The following is an 18,855-nucleotide window of genomic DNA, read 5'->3' on the forward strand; positions in this document are numbered from 1 at the left end:
CTCAGCCCTGTTCGGCCCACCACTCCTTGAGCGCCGCCACCGCCGCATCGTGCTCCATCGGGCCGTTGTCGAGGCGCAGCTCCAGCAGGTACTTGTACGCCTTGCCGACGGCCGGACCAGGGCCGACGCCCAGGATCTCCATGATCTGGTTGCCGTCCAGGTCCGGGCGGATCGCGTCCAGCTCCTCCTGCTTCTGAAGCTCGGCGATACGCTCCTCCAGACCGTCGTAGGCCCGGGACAGCGCGGCCGCCTTCCGCTTGTTTCGCGTGGTGCAGTCCGAGCGGGTCAGCTTGTGCAGTCGGTCCAGCAGCGGACCGGCGTCACGGACGTAGCGGCGCACCGCCGAGTCCGTCCACTCCCCGGTGCCGTAGCCATGGAAGCGCAGATGGAGCTCGACCAGCCGCGAGACGTCCTTCACCAGCTCGTTGGAGTACTTCAAAGCAGTCATGCGCTTCTTGGTCATCTTGGCGCCGACCACCTCGTGGTGGTGGAACGAGACCCGGCCGTCCTTCTCGAAACGGCGGGTGCGCGGCTTCCCGATGTCGTGCAGCAGTGCCGCCAGCCGGAGCGTGAGGTCCGGACCGTCCTGCTCCAGCGCGATCGCCTGTTCCAGGACGATCAGCGTGTGTTCGTAGACGTCCTTGTGCCGGTGGTGCTCATCCCGCTCCAGGTGGAGCGCCGGCAGCTCCGGCAGTACATGGTCGGCGAGCCCGGTCTCGACGAGCAGGGCCAGTCCCTTGCGCGGGTGCTCGGAGAGGATCAGCTTGTTCAGCTCGTCCCGCACCCGCTCCGCCGAGACGATCTCGATGCGCCCGGACATCTCCGTCATCGCGGTGACGACCTCGGGGGCCACGGTGAAGTCCAGCTGGGCGGCGAAGCGGGCGGCCCGCAGCATCCGCAGGGGATCGTCGGAGAAGGACTCCTCGGGGGTGCCCGGCGTGCGCAGCACCCGCGCGGCGAGATCCTCCAGGCCGCCGTGCGGGTCGATGAACTCCTTCTGCGGCAGCGCCACGGCCATCGCGTTGACTGTGAAGTCCCGGCGGACCAGATCCGCCTCGATCGAGTCGCCGTACGACACCTCGGGCTTGCGCGAGGTCCGGTCGTAGGCCTCCGACCGGTACGTGGTCACCTCGATCTGAAAACGCCAGTCGGTGTCTCCGACACGGGCGTCCTTCTGCGCGCCGACCGTGCCGAAGGCGATTCCCACCTCCCAGACGGCGTCCGCCCAGGGCCGGACGATCTTCAATACGTCCTCGGGGCGGGCGTCGGTGGTGAAGTCCAAGTCGTTGCCGAGCCGGCCGAGCAGCGCGTCGCGTACCGATCCGCCGACCAGGGCGAGGGAGAACCCCGCCTCCTGGAATCGGCGGGCGAGATCGTCGGCTACGGGGGCCACCCGCAGCAGCTCGGCGACCGCGCGCTGCTGCGCCTGGCTCAGGGCGGTGGGAGTGTCTTCGTTGGGGTTCGGCACAACAGAAGAGGGTACGTGCCCCGGCGGCCGGGGGTGTCCTCGATTTCCTCCGGGAGCGACCCGTGAAGATCGCGGGACCGCCCGGTGAAAGGGCCACGGACCGCCTTCGGCATGCCCGTGCAAGGGCTGCTCTTACGGCGTTCGGAAGGTCTCCCCGCGATACTGGATATAGAGGACAGCTCGCCGGAGTTCTTCGATCTTGTGACGGAGACCGCGGCACTTCCCCTCTCCGCGCCTCGTTACCATGCGTGGACGCACATTCCGACGACCACTGACGACGAGGGACGGGCGAGCGCGTGGCCGAGGCGGCTGACTTCCAGGCAAACAGTGCCTCCCCTGCCCGCCGCTGGCTGCGGCGCGCCGGAGGACTGCTCGCCGGGGCGCCCCTGCTGGCCGGTCTGCTCCAGCTGCCCGCCGCCACGCCCGCCCAGGCCGCCACCTCCGGAACCGTGTCGGTCGCATTGGACTCGCTCACCCCCAGCGCCCCCACGAACGGCGACACCCTGACCGTGTCGGGCACGGTGACCAACAACGGCAAGCAGCCCGTCACCGCGGCGCACGTGGGCCTGGAAGTGGGGCCCCCGCTGACCACCCGCTCGGCGATCGACAATGTCGCCCAGCACTCCGACGATCCCCAGCTCGGCACCGGCTCCGAGGTCGGCGGGAAGTATGTGGAGAAGTTCGCCAAGCTGAACCCCGGCGTCGCCGAGCACTTCAGCGTCTCCGTCCCCGTGGACAAGCTGGACCTCGGCTCGAACGGCGTCTACGAGTTCGGCGTCTCCCTGTCGGGCCAGACCGCCGCCCAGCCCTGGACCCAGGTCCTCGGCATCCAGCGGACCTTCCTGCCGTGGCAGCCGTCCCAAGCCGACACCAAGACGAAGACGACGTTCCTGTGGCCGCTGATCTCCACGGTCCACATGACGGCCAAGACAGGCGCCGGCGAGCTGCAGACGCCGGTATTCCTCAACGACGACCTGGCCAAGGAACTGGCCCCGGGCGGCCGGCTCGCCCAGATGGTGGACCTCGGCAAGGACCTCGACGTCACCTGGGTGATCGACCCGGACCTGCTGGCCTCGGTGGACGCGATGGCGACCGGAAATTACCGGCTCCCCGGTGACAACGGCACCACAGCGCCCGGCCCCAAGGAGCACCAGGCGGTCGCCAAGCAGTGGCTGGCGAACCTCCAGAGGGCGGTGGCGGGCAAGGAGGTCGTCGCGCTTCCGTTCGGCGACCCGGACCTGGCGTCCCTCGCACACAACGGCACCAGCGTCACCGGCTCTCTCAGCCACCTCAAGGACGCCACTGATGTCGCCGCCACCACCGTCAAGACCGTGCTCCATGTCACACCGAGTACGGACTACGCATGGCCGGTGGAAGGCGCGGTGGACCCGTCGATCATGAAGGTCGCGACCTCCGCGGGCGCCGACCGCGTGATCGCCCGCAGCGACAGCCTCCAGGAGACGGCAGGGCTGTCGTACACGCCCTCCGCCGCCCGCCCGGTCGGGGGAGGCACCACGGCGGTGGTCTCCGACGCCCGGCTCTCCACGGCCTTCGAGGGCGACCTGACCAAGGCGGACACCTCGACGCTGTCCGTGCAGCAGTTCCTGGCCCAGAGCCTCGAGGTGAACGAGCAGACCGACAGACAGCGCAGCATCGTCGTCGCCCCCCAGCGGATGCCCACGGCGAGCCAGGCCCAGGCCATGGCGGCAGCGCTGAAGGCCCTCGACGGCGCGAACTGGTCACAGTCCCAGGACCTCACCGCGGCGGCCAAGGACAAGCCGGACCCCGACGCCACCACGCAGATCCCGTCCACCCAGTACTACCCCTCCTCGCTGCGCAAGCAGGAACTCCCCGTGTCGGTGTTCCAGCAGATCGCGCGCACTCAGGACAAGCTCAACAACTTCCAGGTGGTCCTCACCGACCGCTCCCGCGTCGTCACGCCGTTCGGGCGGGCCATAGACCGTGAGATGTCCACGTCGTGGCGCGGCGGCGGCGCCGGCGGGGACAGCTTCCGCGACGGGGTCGAAGGCTGGCTCGACGACCTGACCTCCCAGGTGAAGCTGATCGACAAGTCGGAGACCAAACTCTCCGGCCGCAGTGCCACCATCCCGGTGACCGTCCAGAACAACCTCGTCCAGCCCGTCGGCCACCTGGTCCTGCGCCTCACCTCGTCTAACCCGACGCGTCTGAAGATCGGTGGCAAGGCCTACTCCGAGCAGCCGGTGGAGGTCTCCGGCGGACACAGCCAGTCCGTGAAGTTCGCCACCGCGGCCAACGCCAACGGCCGGGTGACGGTCGTCGCCCAGCTGTACACCGAGGACGGCCAGGAGTACGGCGACGCCGTCAGCTTCGACGTGAAGGTCACCGAGGTCACGCCCACTGTGATGCTGGTCATCGGCGGCGGCGTGCTGCTCCTCGTCCTCGCCGGATTCCGGATGTACACCCAGCGCAAGCGCGCGGCCGCCCGGCAGGCAGAGGAGAACGGGCCCGAGCCGGCGGGGAAGGAAGCCGGCGCCCCGGGGAACCCCGACGCGCCCTCGGATCGTCTCCCGCAGGAACCGGAGGAATCCGATCCCCCCGCGGGGGCAGACGCCCCGGAGCAGCCGAGTGACCCCGCGCCGGACACCGCACCGGAAAGCGCCGACCCGTCCGGGACGGGTGAGAGAGTGGACCGTTGAGCGATGTCGTGGCCGGTGGGCCCGGGACGATGAGGTGGGGTAAGCATGAACGCGCCGTACGACGGTGATCGCGGCCAGGGCGCGGCCGGCTCGGGCTACCCCGAGACGCCGCCGGAGCCCGGCCAGGTACCGCCGCAGCACGCGGCGGACATGTACCTCCAGGACGCCTACGACCAGGACCCCTACCGGTCGCACGACCTGACCGCTCAGGACCCGGTCGCCGAGGCGCTCTACGACCGCGCCGCGCACCCCCCGCCCCCGCCGGACAGCTACGACCAGCAGCAGATGTACGCCCCGCCCGCCCAGTCGCCGTACGCGCCCGACCCTCGGGTGTGGGCGCAGACCCCGGCGCCGGACCCGGAGGGCGCCGGTACCTACCTGCCGTACGGCGACGACCCGCGCACGACCCAGTACGTGGGTGTGGACGACCTGGTCACGCACTCCGGCGAGCAATACCACGAGCCGGACGCCTTCGCGCACCTCTTCAAGGACCAGCAGCAGGGCGGCGGTCACCAGCCCACCGGACCCTCGTCCCTCCCCGGCCCGGCCGCGGGGAGCGCCGGGTTCGGGGCGGCCGGCCAGTATCCGCAGGGGTATGGCCAGGGCGGCGCGCAGCAGGGCGCCTCGTACTCCGGGGCCGCCCACCCGCCCGGGAACCCCGTGCAGCCGCCGGTGCCCGCCCCTGCCGCGGCACCGGATCCCGTCGGCGCACACGGCCCGGCCGAGCCCGAGGCCGCCGCCGCTCAGGCCGGCACCACCACCGCCACCGCGGTGCCCGCCGCGCCCGCGAAGAAGGGCGGCAAGGCGGCTAACCTGCTCAAGTCCAGCGCCGTCATGGCGGCGGGCACGATGGTCTCCCGCCTCACCGGCTTCGTGCGCTCCGCGCTGATCGCCGCGGCCCTCGGCCTCGGCTTCCTCGCCGACTCCTTCCAGGTGGCCTACCAGCTGCCGACGATGATCTACATCCTCACCGTCGGCGGTGGCCTCAACTCCGTGTTCGTGCCCCAGCTGGTGCGTTCCATGAAGGAGGACGAGGACGGCGGCGAGGCGTTCGCCAACCGGCTGCTGACCCTGGTGATGGTGGCGCTGGCCGCACTGACCGGTCTGGCGATGTTCGCGGCGCCGCTCCTGGTCCGCCTGCTGTCCAACCCGGTCGCCTCCAACCCGGCCGCCAACGACGTCGCGGTCACCTTCACCCGCTACTTCCTGCCCTCGATCTTCTTCATGGGCATTCACGTGGTGATGGGTCAGATCCTCAACGCGCGCGGGAAATTCGGCGCGATGATGTGGACCCCGGTGCTGAACAACATCGTCATCATCGTGACGCTGGGCATGTTCATCTGGGTCTACGGCACCGCCGCGAACTCCCACATGACGGTCACGAGCATCCCGGCGGAGGGTCAGCGCCTGCTGGGGATCGGTGTGCTGCTCGGTCTGGTCGTCCAGGCCCTGGCGATGATCCCGTACCTGCGGGAGACCGGCTTCCGGATCCGGCTGCGCTTCGACTGGCGGGGCCACGGCCTGGGCAAGGCGGCGATGCTCGCCAAGTGGACGGTGCTGTTCGTCCTCGCGAACCAGGCCGGCGCCATGGTCGTGACCCAGCTGTCCACGGCAGCCGGCGAGCACTCCGGCGTCAAGGGCACCGGCTTCGCCGCCTACGCCAACGCCCAGCTGATCTGGGGCCTGCCCCAGGCCATCATCACCGTGTCCCTGATGGCCGCCCTGCTGCCGCGCATCTCGCGCTCGGCCGCCGAGGGCGACGCCGGTGCCGTCCGCGACGACATCTCCCACGGTCTGCGCACCACGGCCGTCGCCATCGTCCCGATCGCCTTCGGCTTCCTCGCGCTCGGCATCCCGATGTGCACGCTGATCTTCGGTTCCGCGGGCACGGACTCGGCCACCAACATGGGCTACATGCTGATGGCCTTCGGCCTCGGCCTGATCCCGTACTCGGTGCAGTACGTCGTCCTGCGCGCCTTCTACGCCTACGAGGACACCCGCACCCCCTTCTACAACACCGTCATCGTCGCCGCCGTCAACGCGGGCGCCTCGGCACTGTGCTACTTCGTGCTGCCCGCCCGCTGGGCGGTCGCCGGCATGGCCGCCGCATACGGCCTGGCCTACGCGATCGGTGTGGGCGTCGCCTGGCGGCGGCTGCGCAAGCGTCTCGGTGGCGACCTGGACGGTGCCCGGGTGCTGCGGACGTACGCGCGGCTGTGCATCGCCTCGGTACCGGCGGCTCTGCTCAGCGGCGCGGCCTGCTACGAGATCGGCCACGTGCTCGGCCAGGGCGTCGCCGGTTCCTTCGCCGCGCTGCTCGTCGGCGGTGCCGTCCTGCTCGGCATCTTCTTCGTCGCCGCCAGGCGGATGCGCATCGACGAACTCAACTCGCTCGTGGGCATGGTCCGCGGGCGCCTGGGCCGCTGAGGCGGGGGTACGCGCACAACCATCGTCCGCCGTCGTGTGTCGTGCATAGCGGCGGACTGTGGGCACAATTGGTTTCGGCGTCGGACAGCGCGCAACGGATGGGGAGGCAGGGACGACGGTGGCGGAACGGAGCACGGCTGCCGTCGACGTGGCAGACAACAGCGGTGAGCAGCCGCTGACCGCCAAGGCGGACCAGTCCACGGCCGACGGGGTGGCCAAGAACCCGGAGCGGGACAAGGACAGCGACGAGGCGCAGGGGAGCAGCGGAATCGACGGTCCCGGAGAGAAGACGTCGCCGCCCGAACTGCACAGCGGTCACAAGCTCGCCAGACGCTACCGACTGGAGGAGTGCGTCACTCGTCTGGACGGATTCAGCAGTTGGCGTGCCGTCGACGAGAAACTCCGCCGCGCCGTCGGCGTCCACATCCTGCCCGTCGACCACACACGGGCCCGTTCCGTCCTGGCCGCCGCCCGTTCCTCCGCCCTGCTCGGCGATCCGCGCTTCGTCCAGGTCCTGGACGCCGTCGAGGAGAACGACCTCGTCTACGTCGTCCACGAGTGGCTGCCCGACGCCACCGAGCTGACCACGCTGCTCACTGCCGCGCCGCTGGAGCCGCACGACGCCTACCAGATGGTCAGCCAGATCGCCTCCGCCATGGCGGCCGCGCACCGCGAAGGCCTGGCCCATCTGCGGCTGAACCCGAACGCCGTGCTGCGCACCTCGACCGGCCAGTGGCGCATCCGCGGCCTCGCGGTGAACGCCGCGCTGCGCGGCATCAGTTCCGACACCCCGCAGCGCACGGACACCGAGGCGATCGGCGCCCTGCTGTACGCGGCACTGACCCAGCGCTGGCCGTACGAGAGCGACGCCTACGGGCTGTCCGGCCTGCCCAAGGGGGTGGGCCTCATCGCACCCGACCAGGTGCGTGCCGGTGTCCACCGGGGCCTGTCGGAACTGGCCATGCGTGCGCTCGCCAACGACGGGGCCACCGCGTCCCGCCACGAGGCTCCGTGCACCACGCCGGAGGAACTGGTGAAGGCGATCGGTGAGATGCCCCGCATCCGCCCGCCGGAGCCGGCGTTCACGGCTCCTCCGGAGTACCAGCGCACGACCTACCAGCAGGGCACCTACGGTCGCCCGACGCCGCACCCCGGCGTCGCCCAACCGATCGTGCCCCCGCCGCCCCCGCTGCAGAGCCGCACCGGCAAGGCCCTGAAGTGGGCGGTGTCGGCACTGCTCATCGCTGCGCTCGGCCTGGGCAGCTGGCAGCTCGCGGACGCACTGATGGGCCAGGGCGGCAAGTCAGACGACACCCACAAGAGCCAGCAGACCGACGACGGCGACAAGGGCGCCGCGCAGTCGAAGCCGACGCCGATAAAGATCCAGGGCGGCCAGGAGTTCGTCGCCGAGGGAGACGCCCAGCATCCGGGCGACGTCCCGAAGACCTACGACGGCGACAAGAACACGTACTGGCGGACCAAGACCTTCAACGCCGGCCCGACCATCGCGCCGTTCAAGCCGGGCGTCGGCATCGTCTACGACCTCGGCTCGGCCAAGCAGCTCAGCACCGCCACGATCGACATGCGCTACAGCGGTGACCACACGACCGTCGAGCTGTACGCGGCCGACTCGCTGGCGCCGTCCTCGCTGGGCTCGATGACCCAGATCGGCAAGGCCACGACGACGAGCAACACCGCTACGGTGAAGGTGACCAAGTCGGTGAAGACGCGGTACGTCCTCGTCTGGCTGACGGCCGTGCCGAACTCGGCTTACGACCCCGCCCTGTACTCCGGTGCCGGCTACAAGCAGGCCATCGGCGAAGTGCAGTTCACGGGCTGACGTCTCACCCGGACCGGAGGGGGCAGATGGCGGAGGGCGCCGGATACGACGGGGTGAGCGACAAGGACCTGCTCACCCGTCACGTGGAGGGCGACCCCGAGGCCTTCGGGGAGATCGTGCGGCGGCACCGGGACCGGCTCTGGGCCGTCGCACTGCGCACGCTCGGAGACCGCGAGGAAGCCGCCGACGCGGTACAGGACGCTCTCGTGTCCGCCTACCGGGCCGCCCACACCTTCCGGGGGCAGTCGGCCGTCACGACTTGGCTGCACCGGATCACGGTGAACGCCTGCCTGGACCGCGCCCGCAAGGCGGCCTCGCGCAAGACGTCGCCGGTCGACGACACCGAGCGGCTGGAGCAGTTGCTGGATCCGCACGAGTCGGCCTCGGCGCCGGCCGAGCGCAACGACGTGCACCGCCAGCTGTTCGAGGCGCTCGGCACGCTTCCGCAGGAGCAGCGGGCCGCTCTCGTCCTGGTGGACATGCAGGGCTACCCCGTGGCGGAGGCCGCCCGGATCCTCGACGTGCCCACGGGGACCGTGAAGAGCCGCTGCGCCCGGGGCAGAGCGAGACTCCTGCCCCTGCTCACCCATCTACGGCCCGACGGCGGCGGGAGCGAAAAAGAACCAGGGCCGGAACGGAACCGGGCGCAGGGGACAGCCGTCCCACCGGCAACGGGGACTGCGAGCGAGGGCCCCACCGACACGGGACCGAGTGATTCAGCCGTAGTGAAGGGCGGAGGTGGGCGAGCGTGACTTCCACGACCGACATGGCCGGGCACCCGGACGTCGAGGAGATCTCCGACCTCACCGAAGGCCTGCTCCCTCTGGACCGCAGCACGGACATACGACGCCACCTCGAGACCTGCGAGCCCTGTGCAGGCGTCCATGCCTCGCTGGAGGAGATCCGCGGGCTGCTGGGGTCCGTGCCGGAGACAGAGCCCATGCCGGCGGACGTGGCCGCCCGGATCGATGCCGCCCTCGCGACGGAGGCGCTCCTCGACTCTCCCCGCGAGAGCGCCGGCGACTTCACACACGACAGCATCTCCGGGGACGACACCGAAGCGCGTGTTTCACGTGAAACATCGGCAGCTGCCGAGCGCCCGGCAGATCGCCCCGCCGGACGCCCACACGCGACCACCGGTCCCGGACGGAAGAAGAGCGGCCCCGGTCGGCGCCGCAGGACCCTCATGCTGGGTACGGTGCTCACCGCCGCCGTCCTGGGAGCCGGAACCCTGGTGATCCAGGCGATCACCGGCGGCAGCTCCAGCACGACGGCTCACAGCACACCGAGCCCGGCCATCAGCGCGTTCTCCGGCGCAAGCGTCCAGAACCAGGTGCGTGATCTGCTCACCACCAAGAAGGCGCAGCCGGGCTACAACAGTCAGCACCCTCGGTCCGGAGTCACGGAGAACCAGAGCGCGCCGACGGGAACCGAGAGCGCGAACACCCTGCTCCAGACAGAAGTCCCCATCCCCGACTGTGTCCGCCGGGCGATCCCCCGCAGTGATCAGGCGCTCGCGGCGAAGACCGGAAGCTACGGCGGAAAGAGCGCCTACCTCGTGGTGTTGCCGTATCCCGGCGACAGCGCGCGTGTCACGGCGTACGTCGTCGACGCGGCCTGCATCGACCAGCAGCCCGGCACCGCCGGAACCGTGCTCCTGAAGCACTCCTTCACCCGATCCTGAGTCTGCCGCTGCGGTCCGTCCATCACCCCCTGCCGGTATGCGTGTGCCCCGACACACTGGGAATGCGCGCCCCGTAGGATCCGTTGGGTGGGGTGAGAGTTCTGAAAGGGGCTCCCACCGGTCGACTGACACAGACCAGAGACGAGGAATCAAGCCGTGAGCGACGTCCGTAACGTGATCATCATCGGCTCCGGGCCCGCAGGCTACACGGCGGCGCTCTACACCGCCCGCGCGTCGCTGAAGCCTCTGGTGTTCGAGGGTGCCGTCACCGCCGGTGGCGCGCTGATGAACACCACCGAGGTGGAGAACTTCCCGGGTTTCCAGGACGGCATCATGGGCCCCGAGCTCATGGACAACATGCGGGCGCAGGCCGAGCGCTTCGGCGCCGAACTGGTCCCCGACGACATCGTCTCCGTCGATCTGACCGGTGAGATCAAGACCGTCACCGACACCGCCGGCACGGTCCACAAGGCAAAGGCCGTCATCGTCGCCACCGGTTCCCAGCACCGCAAGCTCGGCCTGCCGAACGAGGACGCACTCTCCGGCCGTGGTGTCTCCTGGTGCGCCACCTGCGACGGGTTCTTCTTCAAGGACCAGGACATCGCCGTGATCGGCGGCGGTGACACCGCGATGGAGGAGGCCACATTCCTCTCGCGCTTCGCCAAGTCGGTGACGATCGTCCACCGCCGGGACACCCTGCGTGCGTCCAAGGCGATGCAGGAGCGTGCGTTCAACGACCCGAAGATCAAGTTCGTCTGGGACAGCGAGGTCGCCGAGATCCAGGGCGAGCAGAAGCTCTCCGGACTGAAGCTGCGCAATGTCAAGACCGGCGAGCTGTCCGAGCTGCCCGTCACAGGTCTGTTCATCGCGATCGGCCACGACCCGCGCACCGAACTGTTCAAGGGCCAGCTGGACCTGGACGAGGAGGGTTACCTGAAGGTGTCCTCGCCGTCCACCCGCACCAACCTCACTGGTGTCTTCGCCGCCGGTGACGTGGTCGACCACACCTACCGCCAGGCGATCACCGCGGCCGGCACCGGCTGCTCCTCGGCCCTGGACGCCGAGCGCTTCCTGTCCGCCCTCGCGGACGAAGACCAGGCGGAGCCCGAGAAGACCGCCACCGTCTGAACTCCCCTTTCCCCCCGCCTCACCCCACGATCAAGTGAAGGAGCCCGCCGTGGCCGGCACCCTGCAGAATGTGACTGACGCGTCCTTCGAGGAGGACGTCCTCAACAGCGACAAGCCCGTCCTGGTGGACTTCTGGGCCGCCTGGTGCGGTCCGTGCCGCCAGATCGCCCCGTCGCTGGAGGCAATCGCCGCCGAACACGGCGAGAAGATCAAGGTCGTCAAGCTCAACATCGACGAGAACCCGGCCACGGCTGCCAAGTACGGCGTCATGTCGATCCCGACCCTGAACGTCTACCAGAACGGCGAGGTCGCCAAGACCATCGTCGGCGCCAAGCCCAAGGCCGCGATCGTCCGCGACCTTGAGGACTTCATCGCCAACTGACGTTTCACGTGAAACACGAATGGGCCGACCCCAGGCGGTCGGCCCATTCGTTTGACGGCTACAGCGGCCTCAGCGCCGGCTCCTTCTGGACCGCGCCCAGCAATCGGTCGAGGGCCATCTCCACGTCCTCCTTCCAGGAGAGCGTCGAGCGCAGCTCCAGCCGCAGCCGGGGATGCGCCGGATGCTGCCGCACCGTCTTGAAGCCCACGGCCAGTAGATGCTCCGCAGGCAGCAGACAGGCAGGTTCCTTCCAGCGGGCGTCCCCGAAGGCTTCTATCGCCTTGAAGCCCCGGCGCAGGAGATCCTTGGCGACCGCCTGTACCAGCACCCGGCCCAGCCCCTGCCCCTGATAGCCGGGCATGACGAAGGCCGTCATCAGCTGGACGGCGTCAGGGGAGACCGGGCTGGTAGGAAAGGCCGTCGAGCGGGGGACATAGGCGGGAGGCGCATAGAGCACGAATCCCACCGGTACGTCATCGACATACACCACACGGCCGCAGGATCCCCAGTCCAGCAGGACGGCGGAGATCCAGGCCTCCTTCTCCAGTCCGGAGGTGCCTGCCTTTACCGCCGCTTCCCCGCTGACAGGATCCAGCTCCCAGAAGACACACGACCGGCAGCGTGGGGGGAGGTCCTGAAGGTTGTCCAGCGTGAGCGGCACGAGCCGACGCCCCATGAAGGCTGTTCCTCGCTTCCTTCGCCCGCCGCATCGCGCGCGGCTGTCAGAGCGCTCCGTTCCCGGAGCAGGCTGCCGACGAATCCGCCGACCACTCCAAGGCTCAGACCCGCGCTCACCAGTCCGGTGCGGCTCATCGTTCGCATGGCCCCCGTCTCCCCACTCAGAGATGCAGCTGCTGTCCGGTGGATGTGCCATACCTTTTCGCATCGTATCCACGAAGCGATTCACTCGATACCGACTCAAAGCAAAGAGCGGGCCGTGTCCGGCGTGCACCGGACACGGCCCGCATTCCGTATGACCGGGAGCCGGACGGGGTCGGACAGGATCAGTCGTCCTGGTCCTCCGTGGCGCTTTCCTGCAGCTCGTGCTGGAGCACCGGCCCCTCGCCCGGAGCGAGACTGCTCAGGATCCGCTGGAGGTCGTCCACGGAGGCGAACTCGACGGTGATCTTGCCCTTCTTCTGGCCAAGGTCGACCTTCACCCGAGTCTCGAAGCGGTCCGACAGACGGGTCGCCAGCTCGTTCAGCGCCGGCGAGAGCCGGGAGCCGGCCCGCGGGCCCTTCGGGCGCTGGGGCTTCTGAGGCCGCGAGCCCATGAGGGTCACGATCTCCTCGACAGCTCGCACCGACAGTCCCTCGGCGACGATGCGATGAGCCAGCCGATCCTGCTCCTCAGGATCCGTCACCGACAGCAGCGCCCGGGCGTGACCGGCCGAGAGCACTCCGGCGGCGACCCGCTTCTGAACCGTCGGCGAGAGCTTCAGCAGTCGCAGTGTGTTGGAGACCTGGGGACGGGACCGCCCGATCCGGTCGGCCAGCTGGTCATGCGTGCAGTTGAAGTCCTTCAGCAGCTGGTCGTAGGCTGCCGCCTCTTCCAAAGGGTTCAGCTGCGCACGGTGCAGGTTCTCCAGCAGCGCGTCCAGAAGGAGCTTCTCGTCCTCCGTGGCCCGGACGATCGCCGGAATGGCTTCCAGACCAGCCTCGCGGCAGGCCCGCCAGCGGCGCTCGCCCATGATCAGCTCATAGCGGGCGGGCCCCAGCTGCCGTACGACGACTGGCTGCAGGAGCCCGACCTCCTTGATGGAGGTGACCAGTTCCTGGAGCGCGTCCTCGTCGAAGACATCACGCGGCTGGCGCGGGTTGGGGGAGATGGCGTCGAGGGGGATCTCGGCGAAGTGCGCGCCCATCGGAGGAGTGGGAACCTCCGATGCCGGGGAAGCCGGAGGTTCCTCGTTGGCCTCCGGTGTGACCGGCGCCAGAGTGGCCACCTTCGCCGCGGCGACCCCGCGGTCGGTCGTCAGCACCGGAAGGGCAGCCGGGGAGGCGGAGGCTCCGCCTCCCAGCGCGGCCGGGGCCGGGTTCTTCTCGGTCGGGGCAGCGGGGATCAGTGCGCCGAGACCACGTCCCAACCCCCTCCGTCGCTCACTCACTGGATCCCCTCCACCATGCTCGGGTCGTTCTGAGCGCCGATATGGGCCTGGCTCGCGTCGTAACTGATGCCGATGCCCTTCAGCGCGATTTCTCGGGCCGCCTCAAGATAGGAGAGGGCGCCGCTCGATCCAGGATCGTAGGTCAGCACCGTCTGCCCGTAACTCGGCGCCTCGGAGATACGGACCGAGCGGGGAATGCTCGTCCGCAGCACCTCGTCGCCGAAGTGGGTGCGCACCTCTTCGGCGACCTGGGAGGCGAGACGCGTCCGGCCGTCGTACATGGTGAGCAGGATGGTCGACACATGCAGCGTGGGGTTGAGGTGCCCCCGCACCAGGTCGACGTTGCGCAGCAGCTGCCCCAGGCCCTCCAGCGCGTAGTACTCGCACTGGATCGGGATGAGGACCTCCTGGCCCGCCACCAGCGCGTTGACCGTCAGCAGCCCGAGTGAGGGCGGGCAGTCGATGAGGATGTAGTCCAACGGCTGCTCGTAGGCCTGGATCGCCCGCTGAAGCCGGCTCTCCCGGGCCACGAGGGAGACCAACTCGATCTCAGCACCGGCGAGATCGATGGTGGCGGGAGCGCAGAAGAGCCCCTCCACATCCGGTACCGGCTGAACGACCTCGGCGAGCGGCCTGCTCTCCACCAACACGTCGTAAATGGAAGGGACTTCGGCGTGGTGGTCGATCCCGAGGGCCGTGGACGCGTTGCCCTGGGGGTCGAGGTCGATCACCAGGACGCGCCCACCGTGCAGGGCCAGCGACGCGGCGAGGTTCACAGTTGTCGTCGTCTTACCCACCCCGCCCTTCTGGTTGGCGACGACGATGACACGCGTCTGCTCCGGTCGGGGCAGACCCTCGTCGGCGCGGCCCAGCGCCTCCACCGCCAGTTGGGCCGCGCGACCGATCGGGGTGTCGTCCATCGGAGGCGGTGTTTCACGTGAAACATCCACCCCCATCGACTCGGTACGGGGACCGGGGACCGGATCGGTCATCGGTCCCGCGATGTTGGCGTCGGACCGCAAGGATTCACTCTCCTCGACTTCAGGCTCGCGATGAACAGAGCCTCCCATGTCTTCGGGGTCGCGAACCAGTGAGGCCTGGTGTTCTGTGGAGAAATCCACCTCTGTGGACAACTCCGATGCCCCTCCGAGTGAACCGAGAGGCTTGCGGTCGCGAGGTTCGGCCGCGGCGCGGCCACGACTGATGATGCCCTGCAGCAGTGAGCGACGTTTCACGTGAAACACGATGCACAGCGCCTACGACCGGACCTCTGCGACACTCCGGCGGGCGTAGGCGGGGCAGCTTGTGTGGAGTACGTCTCCTCGTCAGGACGGACGAGACGTCACCGCCGCCACCCGCCGGGGGTTCAGCGACGACGGCGCGTCCGGCCGGTCCGTGCGGCCTTCGCCCGCTTCGCCGCGAACCGCACACCGCCCGGGCTCTCCCCGACCTCGACCCGAACCACAGTCGACATCGGGTCCACGATGCCCTCGCCCACATGCAGGATGGACGTCTCCACGGCACCAAGCTTGCTCAGCGCCGTGGCAGCGGCCTTCAGCTCCTCCTCCGCGGTGTCTCCCTTGAGCGCCAGCATCTCGCCGTAGGGGCGCAGCAGCGGAATACCCCAGGTCGCCAGACGGTCCAGCGGCGCCACGGCCCGAGCCGTCACGACGTGGACGGGGGGCAGCTTGCCCATGACCTCCTCGGCACGGCCCCGCACAACCGTGACATGGTCCAGGCCGAGCAGTTCGACGACCTCGGTGAGGAAGTTGGTACGCCGCAGCAGGGGCTCGAGCAGGGTGATGTTCAGATCGTCCCGGACCAGGGCCAGCGGGATACCGGGCAGCCCCGCACCGGAGCCGACATCGCACACCGTCACACCCTCGGGAACGGCCTCCGAGAGCACCGCACAGTTGAGGATGTGCCGCTCCCACAGGCGGGGCACTTCGCGCGGGCCGATCAGGCCTCGCTGCACGCCCGCCTCGGCGAGCAGCTCCGCGTAGCGGACCGCATCGGCGAAGCGATCACCAAACACTTCCCGCGCCTGTTCGGGCGCGGGGGGAAGCTCCGCTGCCTCCGTCACGGGGACCGTCCTTCCGTACAGCGCCGGCGCTCCGCGCACCGGCCACCAGAACTACCAGGCTGACAAAGTTCGGCCCCGCCTGCTCAACAGACGGGGCCGGTGGAATGGGAAGCCGATCAGGCCGGCAGCACGACGACGAAGCGCTGCGGCTCCTCGCCCTCGGACTCGCTACGCAGCCCGGCGGCCTTGACCGCGTCGTGCACGACCTTGCGCTCGAACGGGGTCATCGGCTTGAGCTGGACGGGCTCACCGGTGCTCTTCACCTCGGCGGCGGCCTTGGCGCCCAGCTCGGACAGCTCGGAACGCTTCTTGGCCCGGTATCCCGCGATGTCCAGCATGAGGCGGCTGCGGTCACCGGTCTCCCGGTGCACGGCCAGGCGCGTCAGCTCCTGAAGCGCCTCCAGCACCTCGCCGTCCCGGCCGACCAGCTTCTGCAGGTCGCGGCCGCCGGCGTCGCTGATGATCGACACGGAGGCGCGGTCGGCCTCGACGTCCATGTCGATGTCGCCGTCGAGGTCGGCGATGTCGAGCAGACCCTCCAGGTAGTCCGCCGCGATCTCACCCTCCTGCTCCAGGCGGGTGAGGGTGTCTGCACCCTCGGCAGCGGCGGGGGTGGTGCCTTCCGTCACGGGATGGGCTCCTTCTTACTTCTTGGACGGGGACTTGGGCCGCTGCGGGCCGCCCTTGCGCTGGCCGGACTGGGCCCTGCTGCGGGTGCCGGAGCCGGGCTGCTTGGCAGCGGAGGCCTGGGTGTCCTGCGGCTCGGCGGACTTCTCCAGCGACGTGGTGGACTCATCGGCCGGCTTGGTCCCGCCGGACTGGCGCTGAGCCTTGGACTGGCGCTTGGGCTGCTGTCGCTTGACGGCGGTGGCGGTGGTGCCGGCCGTCGCGGTGGCGGTGGCACCGTCCTCGGTCTGCGCCGCGGCCTGGGCCACGCTCTGCACCACGGAGCCGTCTGCCTGTGCGGCGAGACCGGCCTTGTTCAGCGCGTTGATGAACTTGCGCTCGAACTCGTTGCGGTCGCGGCCCTTGGCGACGATCGCCTTGACGATGGTCTTCTCGCTGCGGCGGCGGACCTTGCCGGCGTGCGTGACGTGCTTGGTCAGGCGCTCCAGGTAGGCGGCCTGGGCCTTGGAACCCGGGGTCGGGTTGTTGCGGATGACGTACATCTGCTGGCCCATGGTCCACACGTTCGTCGTGAGCCAGTAGACGAGGACACCGACCGGGAAGTTGATACCGAAGACGGCGAACATCACCGGGAAGACGTACATCAGCATCTTCTGCTGCTGCATGAACGGCGTCTTCACCGTCGTGTCGACGTTCTTCGTCATCAGCTGGCGCTGCGTGTAGAACTGCGAGAACGACATCAGGACGATCATGACCGCGGTCACGACCCGGACGTCGGTCAGCGTGGCGCCCAGCGCCACGACCTTGTCCGAGCTGTCCATGAACTTCGCGGCGAGCGGGGCGCCGAAGATGTGCGCCTTACGGGCGCTGGCGAGCAGCGGCTCGTTGATGGCGCCGATCTTGCTGCCCGTCGCGATGCCGTTCAGCACGTGGTACAGGGCGAAGAAGAACGGGGACTGCGCCAGGATGGGAAGGCACGAGGAGAGCGGGTTGGTGCCCGTCTCCTTGTACAGCTTCATCATCTCTTCGGACTGACGCTGCCGGTCGTTCTTGTAGCGCTCCTGGATCTTCTTCATCTCCGGCTGGAGCGTCTGCATCGCGCGCGTCGACTTGATCTGCTTCACGAAGAGCGGGATCAGGCAGATGCGGATCAGGATCACCAGGGACACGATGGACAGGCCCCAGGCCCACCCGGTGTCGGCGCCGAAGATCGCGCCGTACATCTTGTGGAACTGGACGATGACCCAGGAGACGGGCCAGGTGATGAAACTGAAGAGGCTGGCAATCGTGTCCACTAATCATGCTCCTTGGGCATGGGACGAGGTCTCTGCGGCCGGGCTCGGAGGAAGCTCGGAAGGAGGGCTCCCGGGCCTCGCTTCGGTGGCCGGTTCGGCGGCGGAGGGCCCGCCCTTGCGTGCGCGCCAAGCGTTGCGCAGCATTTCGTGCCACCGCGGACGCTTGCGCGGCGGGACATGGTCCACACCGCCCAGCGACCACGGATTGCACCGGAGGATGCGCCAGGCGGTGAGTGCCGTTCCCTTGATCGCACCGTGCCGGTCGATGGCCGTGTAGCCGTAATGGGAGCACGACGGGTAGTACTTGCACACCGGCCCCAGCAGCGGACTGATCGTCCACTGGTACAGCTTGATCAGAGCCAGCAGCGGGTACTTCATCGCGCGCCCCCTCCCAGCAGCCGCTGGAGTGCGGCATCCAGGTCTCGGGCCAGCTGTGCGTGGTCTGCGTCGCCCGATCCGGGCAGCGCTCGTACGACTACCAGGCTACCGGGGGGAAAGAGGACGACTCGGTCACGCATCAGATGACGCAGTCTGCGCTTCACTTTGTTGCGCACGACCGCACCACCCACAGCCTTGCTCACGACGAAACCCGCACGCGTCGGGGGAGCGCTCTCCCCAGGCGCGTGCGGGTCCGTGGCACCGCTTCGAAGGTGGACGACGAGGGTCGGGCGGCCTGCCCGGCGACCTCGTCGGACCGCGGTCGCGAAGTCCTCGCGCCGCCTCAGCCGGTTCTCGGTGGGCAGCACGATGTCATGACCTGACCGGGATCAGGCGGACAGACGGGCGCGACCCTTGCTACGGCGGGACGCGAGAATCGCGCGGCCGGCACGGGTGCGCATACGCAGCCGGAAGCCGTGGGTCTTCGCGCGACGACGGTTGTTCGGCTGGAAGGTGCGCTTGCTCACTCGGGGGCTCCAGAAAATCGGTAGTGGCGGGGTGCCGTCTTGGCTGTCACCGTGCGCCCACGAGTAGCTCGCTTCACGCCCGAGTGCACCGCTTCCCGATCACCTGACGTGATCTGTGCCCATCGGTAGGCAGGCGGCAGCAGCCATCGACAACTCGACCTGGTTACGGTACGCGGGGCTACGCCATCCGGTCAAACCGAGGGTCACGGAGAGACACTATCCACAGGCTG

At 69.1% G+C, this 18,855-nt stretch carries 17 protein-coding genes; 7 read left to right on the top strand and 10 right to left on the bottom strand.

Features of this window, described 5'->3' with window-relative positions; all coding sequences use genetic code 11:
* Position 1 precedes the first annotated feature (1 nt).
* Positions 2-1,468 (bottom strand): CCA tRNA nucleotidyltransferase, encoded by a 1,467-nt coding sequence (locus ACZ60X_RS19105; protein ID WP_469599685.1) that lies wholly within the window; start codon positions 1,466-1,468, stop codon positions 2-4.
* A gap of 296 nt (positions 1,469-1,764) precedes the next feature.
* On the opposite strand from ACZ60X_RS19105, the gene ACZ60X_RS19110 reads away from it, so the two are divergent.
* The 7 genes from ACZ60X_RS19110 to trxA all read left to right on the top strand — a co-directional run bounded on the left by ACZ60X_RS19110 (position 1,765) and on the right by trxA (position 11,607).
* Positions 1,765-4,146, top strand: coding sequence for a DUF6049 family protein (locus ACZ60X_RS19110; RefSeq protein WP_469599687.1), 2,382 nt, complete (start codon positions 1,765-1,767; stop codon positions 4,144-4,146).
* Between the two features lie 45 nt (positions 4,147-4,191).
* Positions 4,192-6,573, top strand: coding sequence for a murein biosynthesis integral membrane protein MurJ (murJ, locus tag ACZ60X_RS19115; protein WP_469599689.1), 2,382 nt, complete (start codon positions 4,192-4,194; stop codon positions 6,571-6,573).
* A 118-nt stretch (positions 6,574-6,691) separates the two neighbouring features.
* Positions 6,692-8,413, top strand: a complete 1,722-nt coding sequence (locus ACZ60X_RS19120) for a serine/threonine protein kinase (RefSeq protein ID WP_469599691.1) — start codon at positions 6,692-6,694, stop codon at positions 8,411-8,413.
* Positions 8,414-8,439: 26 nt separating this feature from the next.
* Positions 8,440-9,165, top strand: a complete 726-nt coding sequence (sigM, locus tag ACZ60X_RS19125; protein WP_469599693.1) for an RNA polymerase sigma factor SigM — start codon at positions 8,440-8,442, stop codon at positions 9,163-9,165.
* The gene (locus ACZ60X_RS19130) at positions 9,162-10,097 is read left to right on the top strand and encodes an anti-sigma factor family protein (RefSeq protein ID WP_469599695.1); all 936 of its coding nucleotides are present in this window, start codon (positions 9,162-9,164) and stop codon (positions 10,095-10,097) included. The genes sigM and ACZ60X_RS19130 overlap by 4 nt, the downstream gene beginning before the upstream one ends.
* 156 nt (positions 10,098-10,253) lie before the next feature.
* Positions 10,254-11,225, top strand: a complete 972-nt coding sequence (trxB, locus tag ACZ60X_RS19135) for a thioredoxin-disulfide reductase (RefSeq protein WP_469599697.1) — start codon at positions 10,254-10,256, stop codon at positions 11,223-11,225.
* Positions 11,226-11,274: 49 nt separating this feature from the next.
* Entirely contained in the window at positions 11,275-11,607 is a 333-nt protein-coding gene (gene trxA, locus ACZ60X_RS19140; RefSeq protein ID WP_469599699.1) for a thioredoxin, read from the top strand.
* Between the two features lie 58 nt (positions 11,608-11,665).
* Here trxA and ACZ60X_RS19145 read toward each other — a convergent pair whose 3' ends face one another.
* The 9 genes from ACZ60X_RS19145 to rpmH form a co-directional block, all read right to left on the bottom strand.
* Entirely contained in the window at positions 11,666-12,283 is a 618-nt protein-coding gene (locus tag ACZ60X_RS19145) for a GNAT family N-acetyltransferase (protein WP_469599701.1), read from the bottom strand.
* A 328-nt stretch (positions 12,284-12,611) separates the two neighbouring features.
* On the bottom strand, positions 12,612-13,715 hold the full coding sequence (locus ACZ60X_RS19150; protein WP_469599703.1) for a ParB/RepB/Spo0J family partition protein: 1,104 nt from the start codon (positions 13,713-13,715) through the stop codon (positions 12,612-12,614).
* Complete coding sequence (locus ACZ60X_RS19155; RefSeq protein ID WP_469600058.1) at positions 13,712-14,785, bottom strand: ParA family protein; 1,074 nt, start codon at positions 14,783-14,785, stop codon at positions 13,712-13,714. Before ACZ60X_RS19155 ends, ACZ60X_RS19150 begins: the two co-directional genes overlap by 4 nt.
* A gap of 296 nt (positions 14,786-15,081) precedes the next feature.
* Positions 15,082-15,798: a 16S rRNA (guanine(527)-N(7))-methyltransferase RsmG gene (gene rsmG, locus ACZ60X_RS19160; RefSeq protein ID WP_469599705.1), complete on the bottom strand. Its 717-nt coding sequence runs from the start codon at positions 15,796-15,798 to the stop codon at positions 15,082-15,084.
* Between the two features lie 116 nt (positions 15,799-15,914).
* Positions 15,915-16,427, bottom strand: coding sequence for a Jag family protein (locus tag ACZ60X_RS19165; RefSeq protein ID WP_469599708.1), 513 nt, complete (start codon positions 16,425-16,427; stop codon positions 15,915-15,917).
* Positions 16,428-16,442: 15 nt separating this feature from the next.
* Complete coding sequence (yidC, locus tag ACZ60X_RS19170) at positions 16,443-17,720, bottom strand: membrane protein insertase YidC (protein ID WP_469599710.1); 1,278 nt, start codon at positions 17,718-17,720, stop codon at positions 16,443-16,445.
* 3 nt (positions 17,721-17,723) lie between these two features.
* Positions 17,724-18,098, bottom strand: coding sequence for a membrane protein insertion efficiency factor YidD (yidD, locus tag ACZ60X_RS19175; protein WP_469599712.1), 375 nt, complete (start codon positions 18,096-18,098; stop codon positions 17,724-17,726).
* Positions 18,095-18,466 (bottom strand): ribonuclease P protein component, encoded by a 372-nt coding sequence (gene rnpA, locus ACZ60X_RS19180; RefSeq protein ID WP_469599714.1) that lies wholly within the window; start codon positions 18,464-18,466, stop codon positions 18,095-18,097. Before rnpA ends, yidD begins: the two co-directional genes overlap by 4 nt.
* 21 nt (positions 18,467-18,487) lie before the next feature.
* The gene (gene rpmH, locus ACZ60X_RS19185) at positions 18,488-18,625 is read right to left on the bottom strand and encodes a 50S ribosomal protein L34 (protein ID WP_003956500.1); all 138 of its coding nucleotides are present in this window, start codon (positions 18,623-18,625) and stop codon (positions 18,488-18,490) included.
* Between the last annotated feature and the right edge of the window lie 230 nt (positions 18,626-18,855).

This window comes from Streptomyces sp. NPDC104106 (assembly GCF_055584345.1).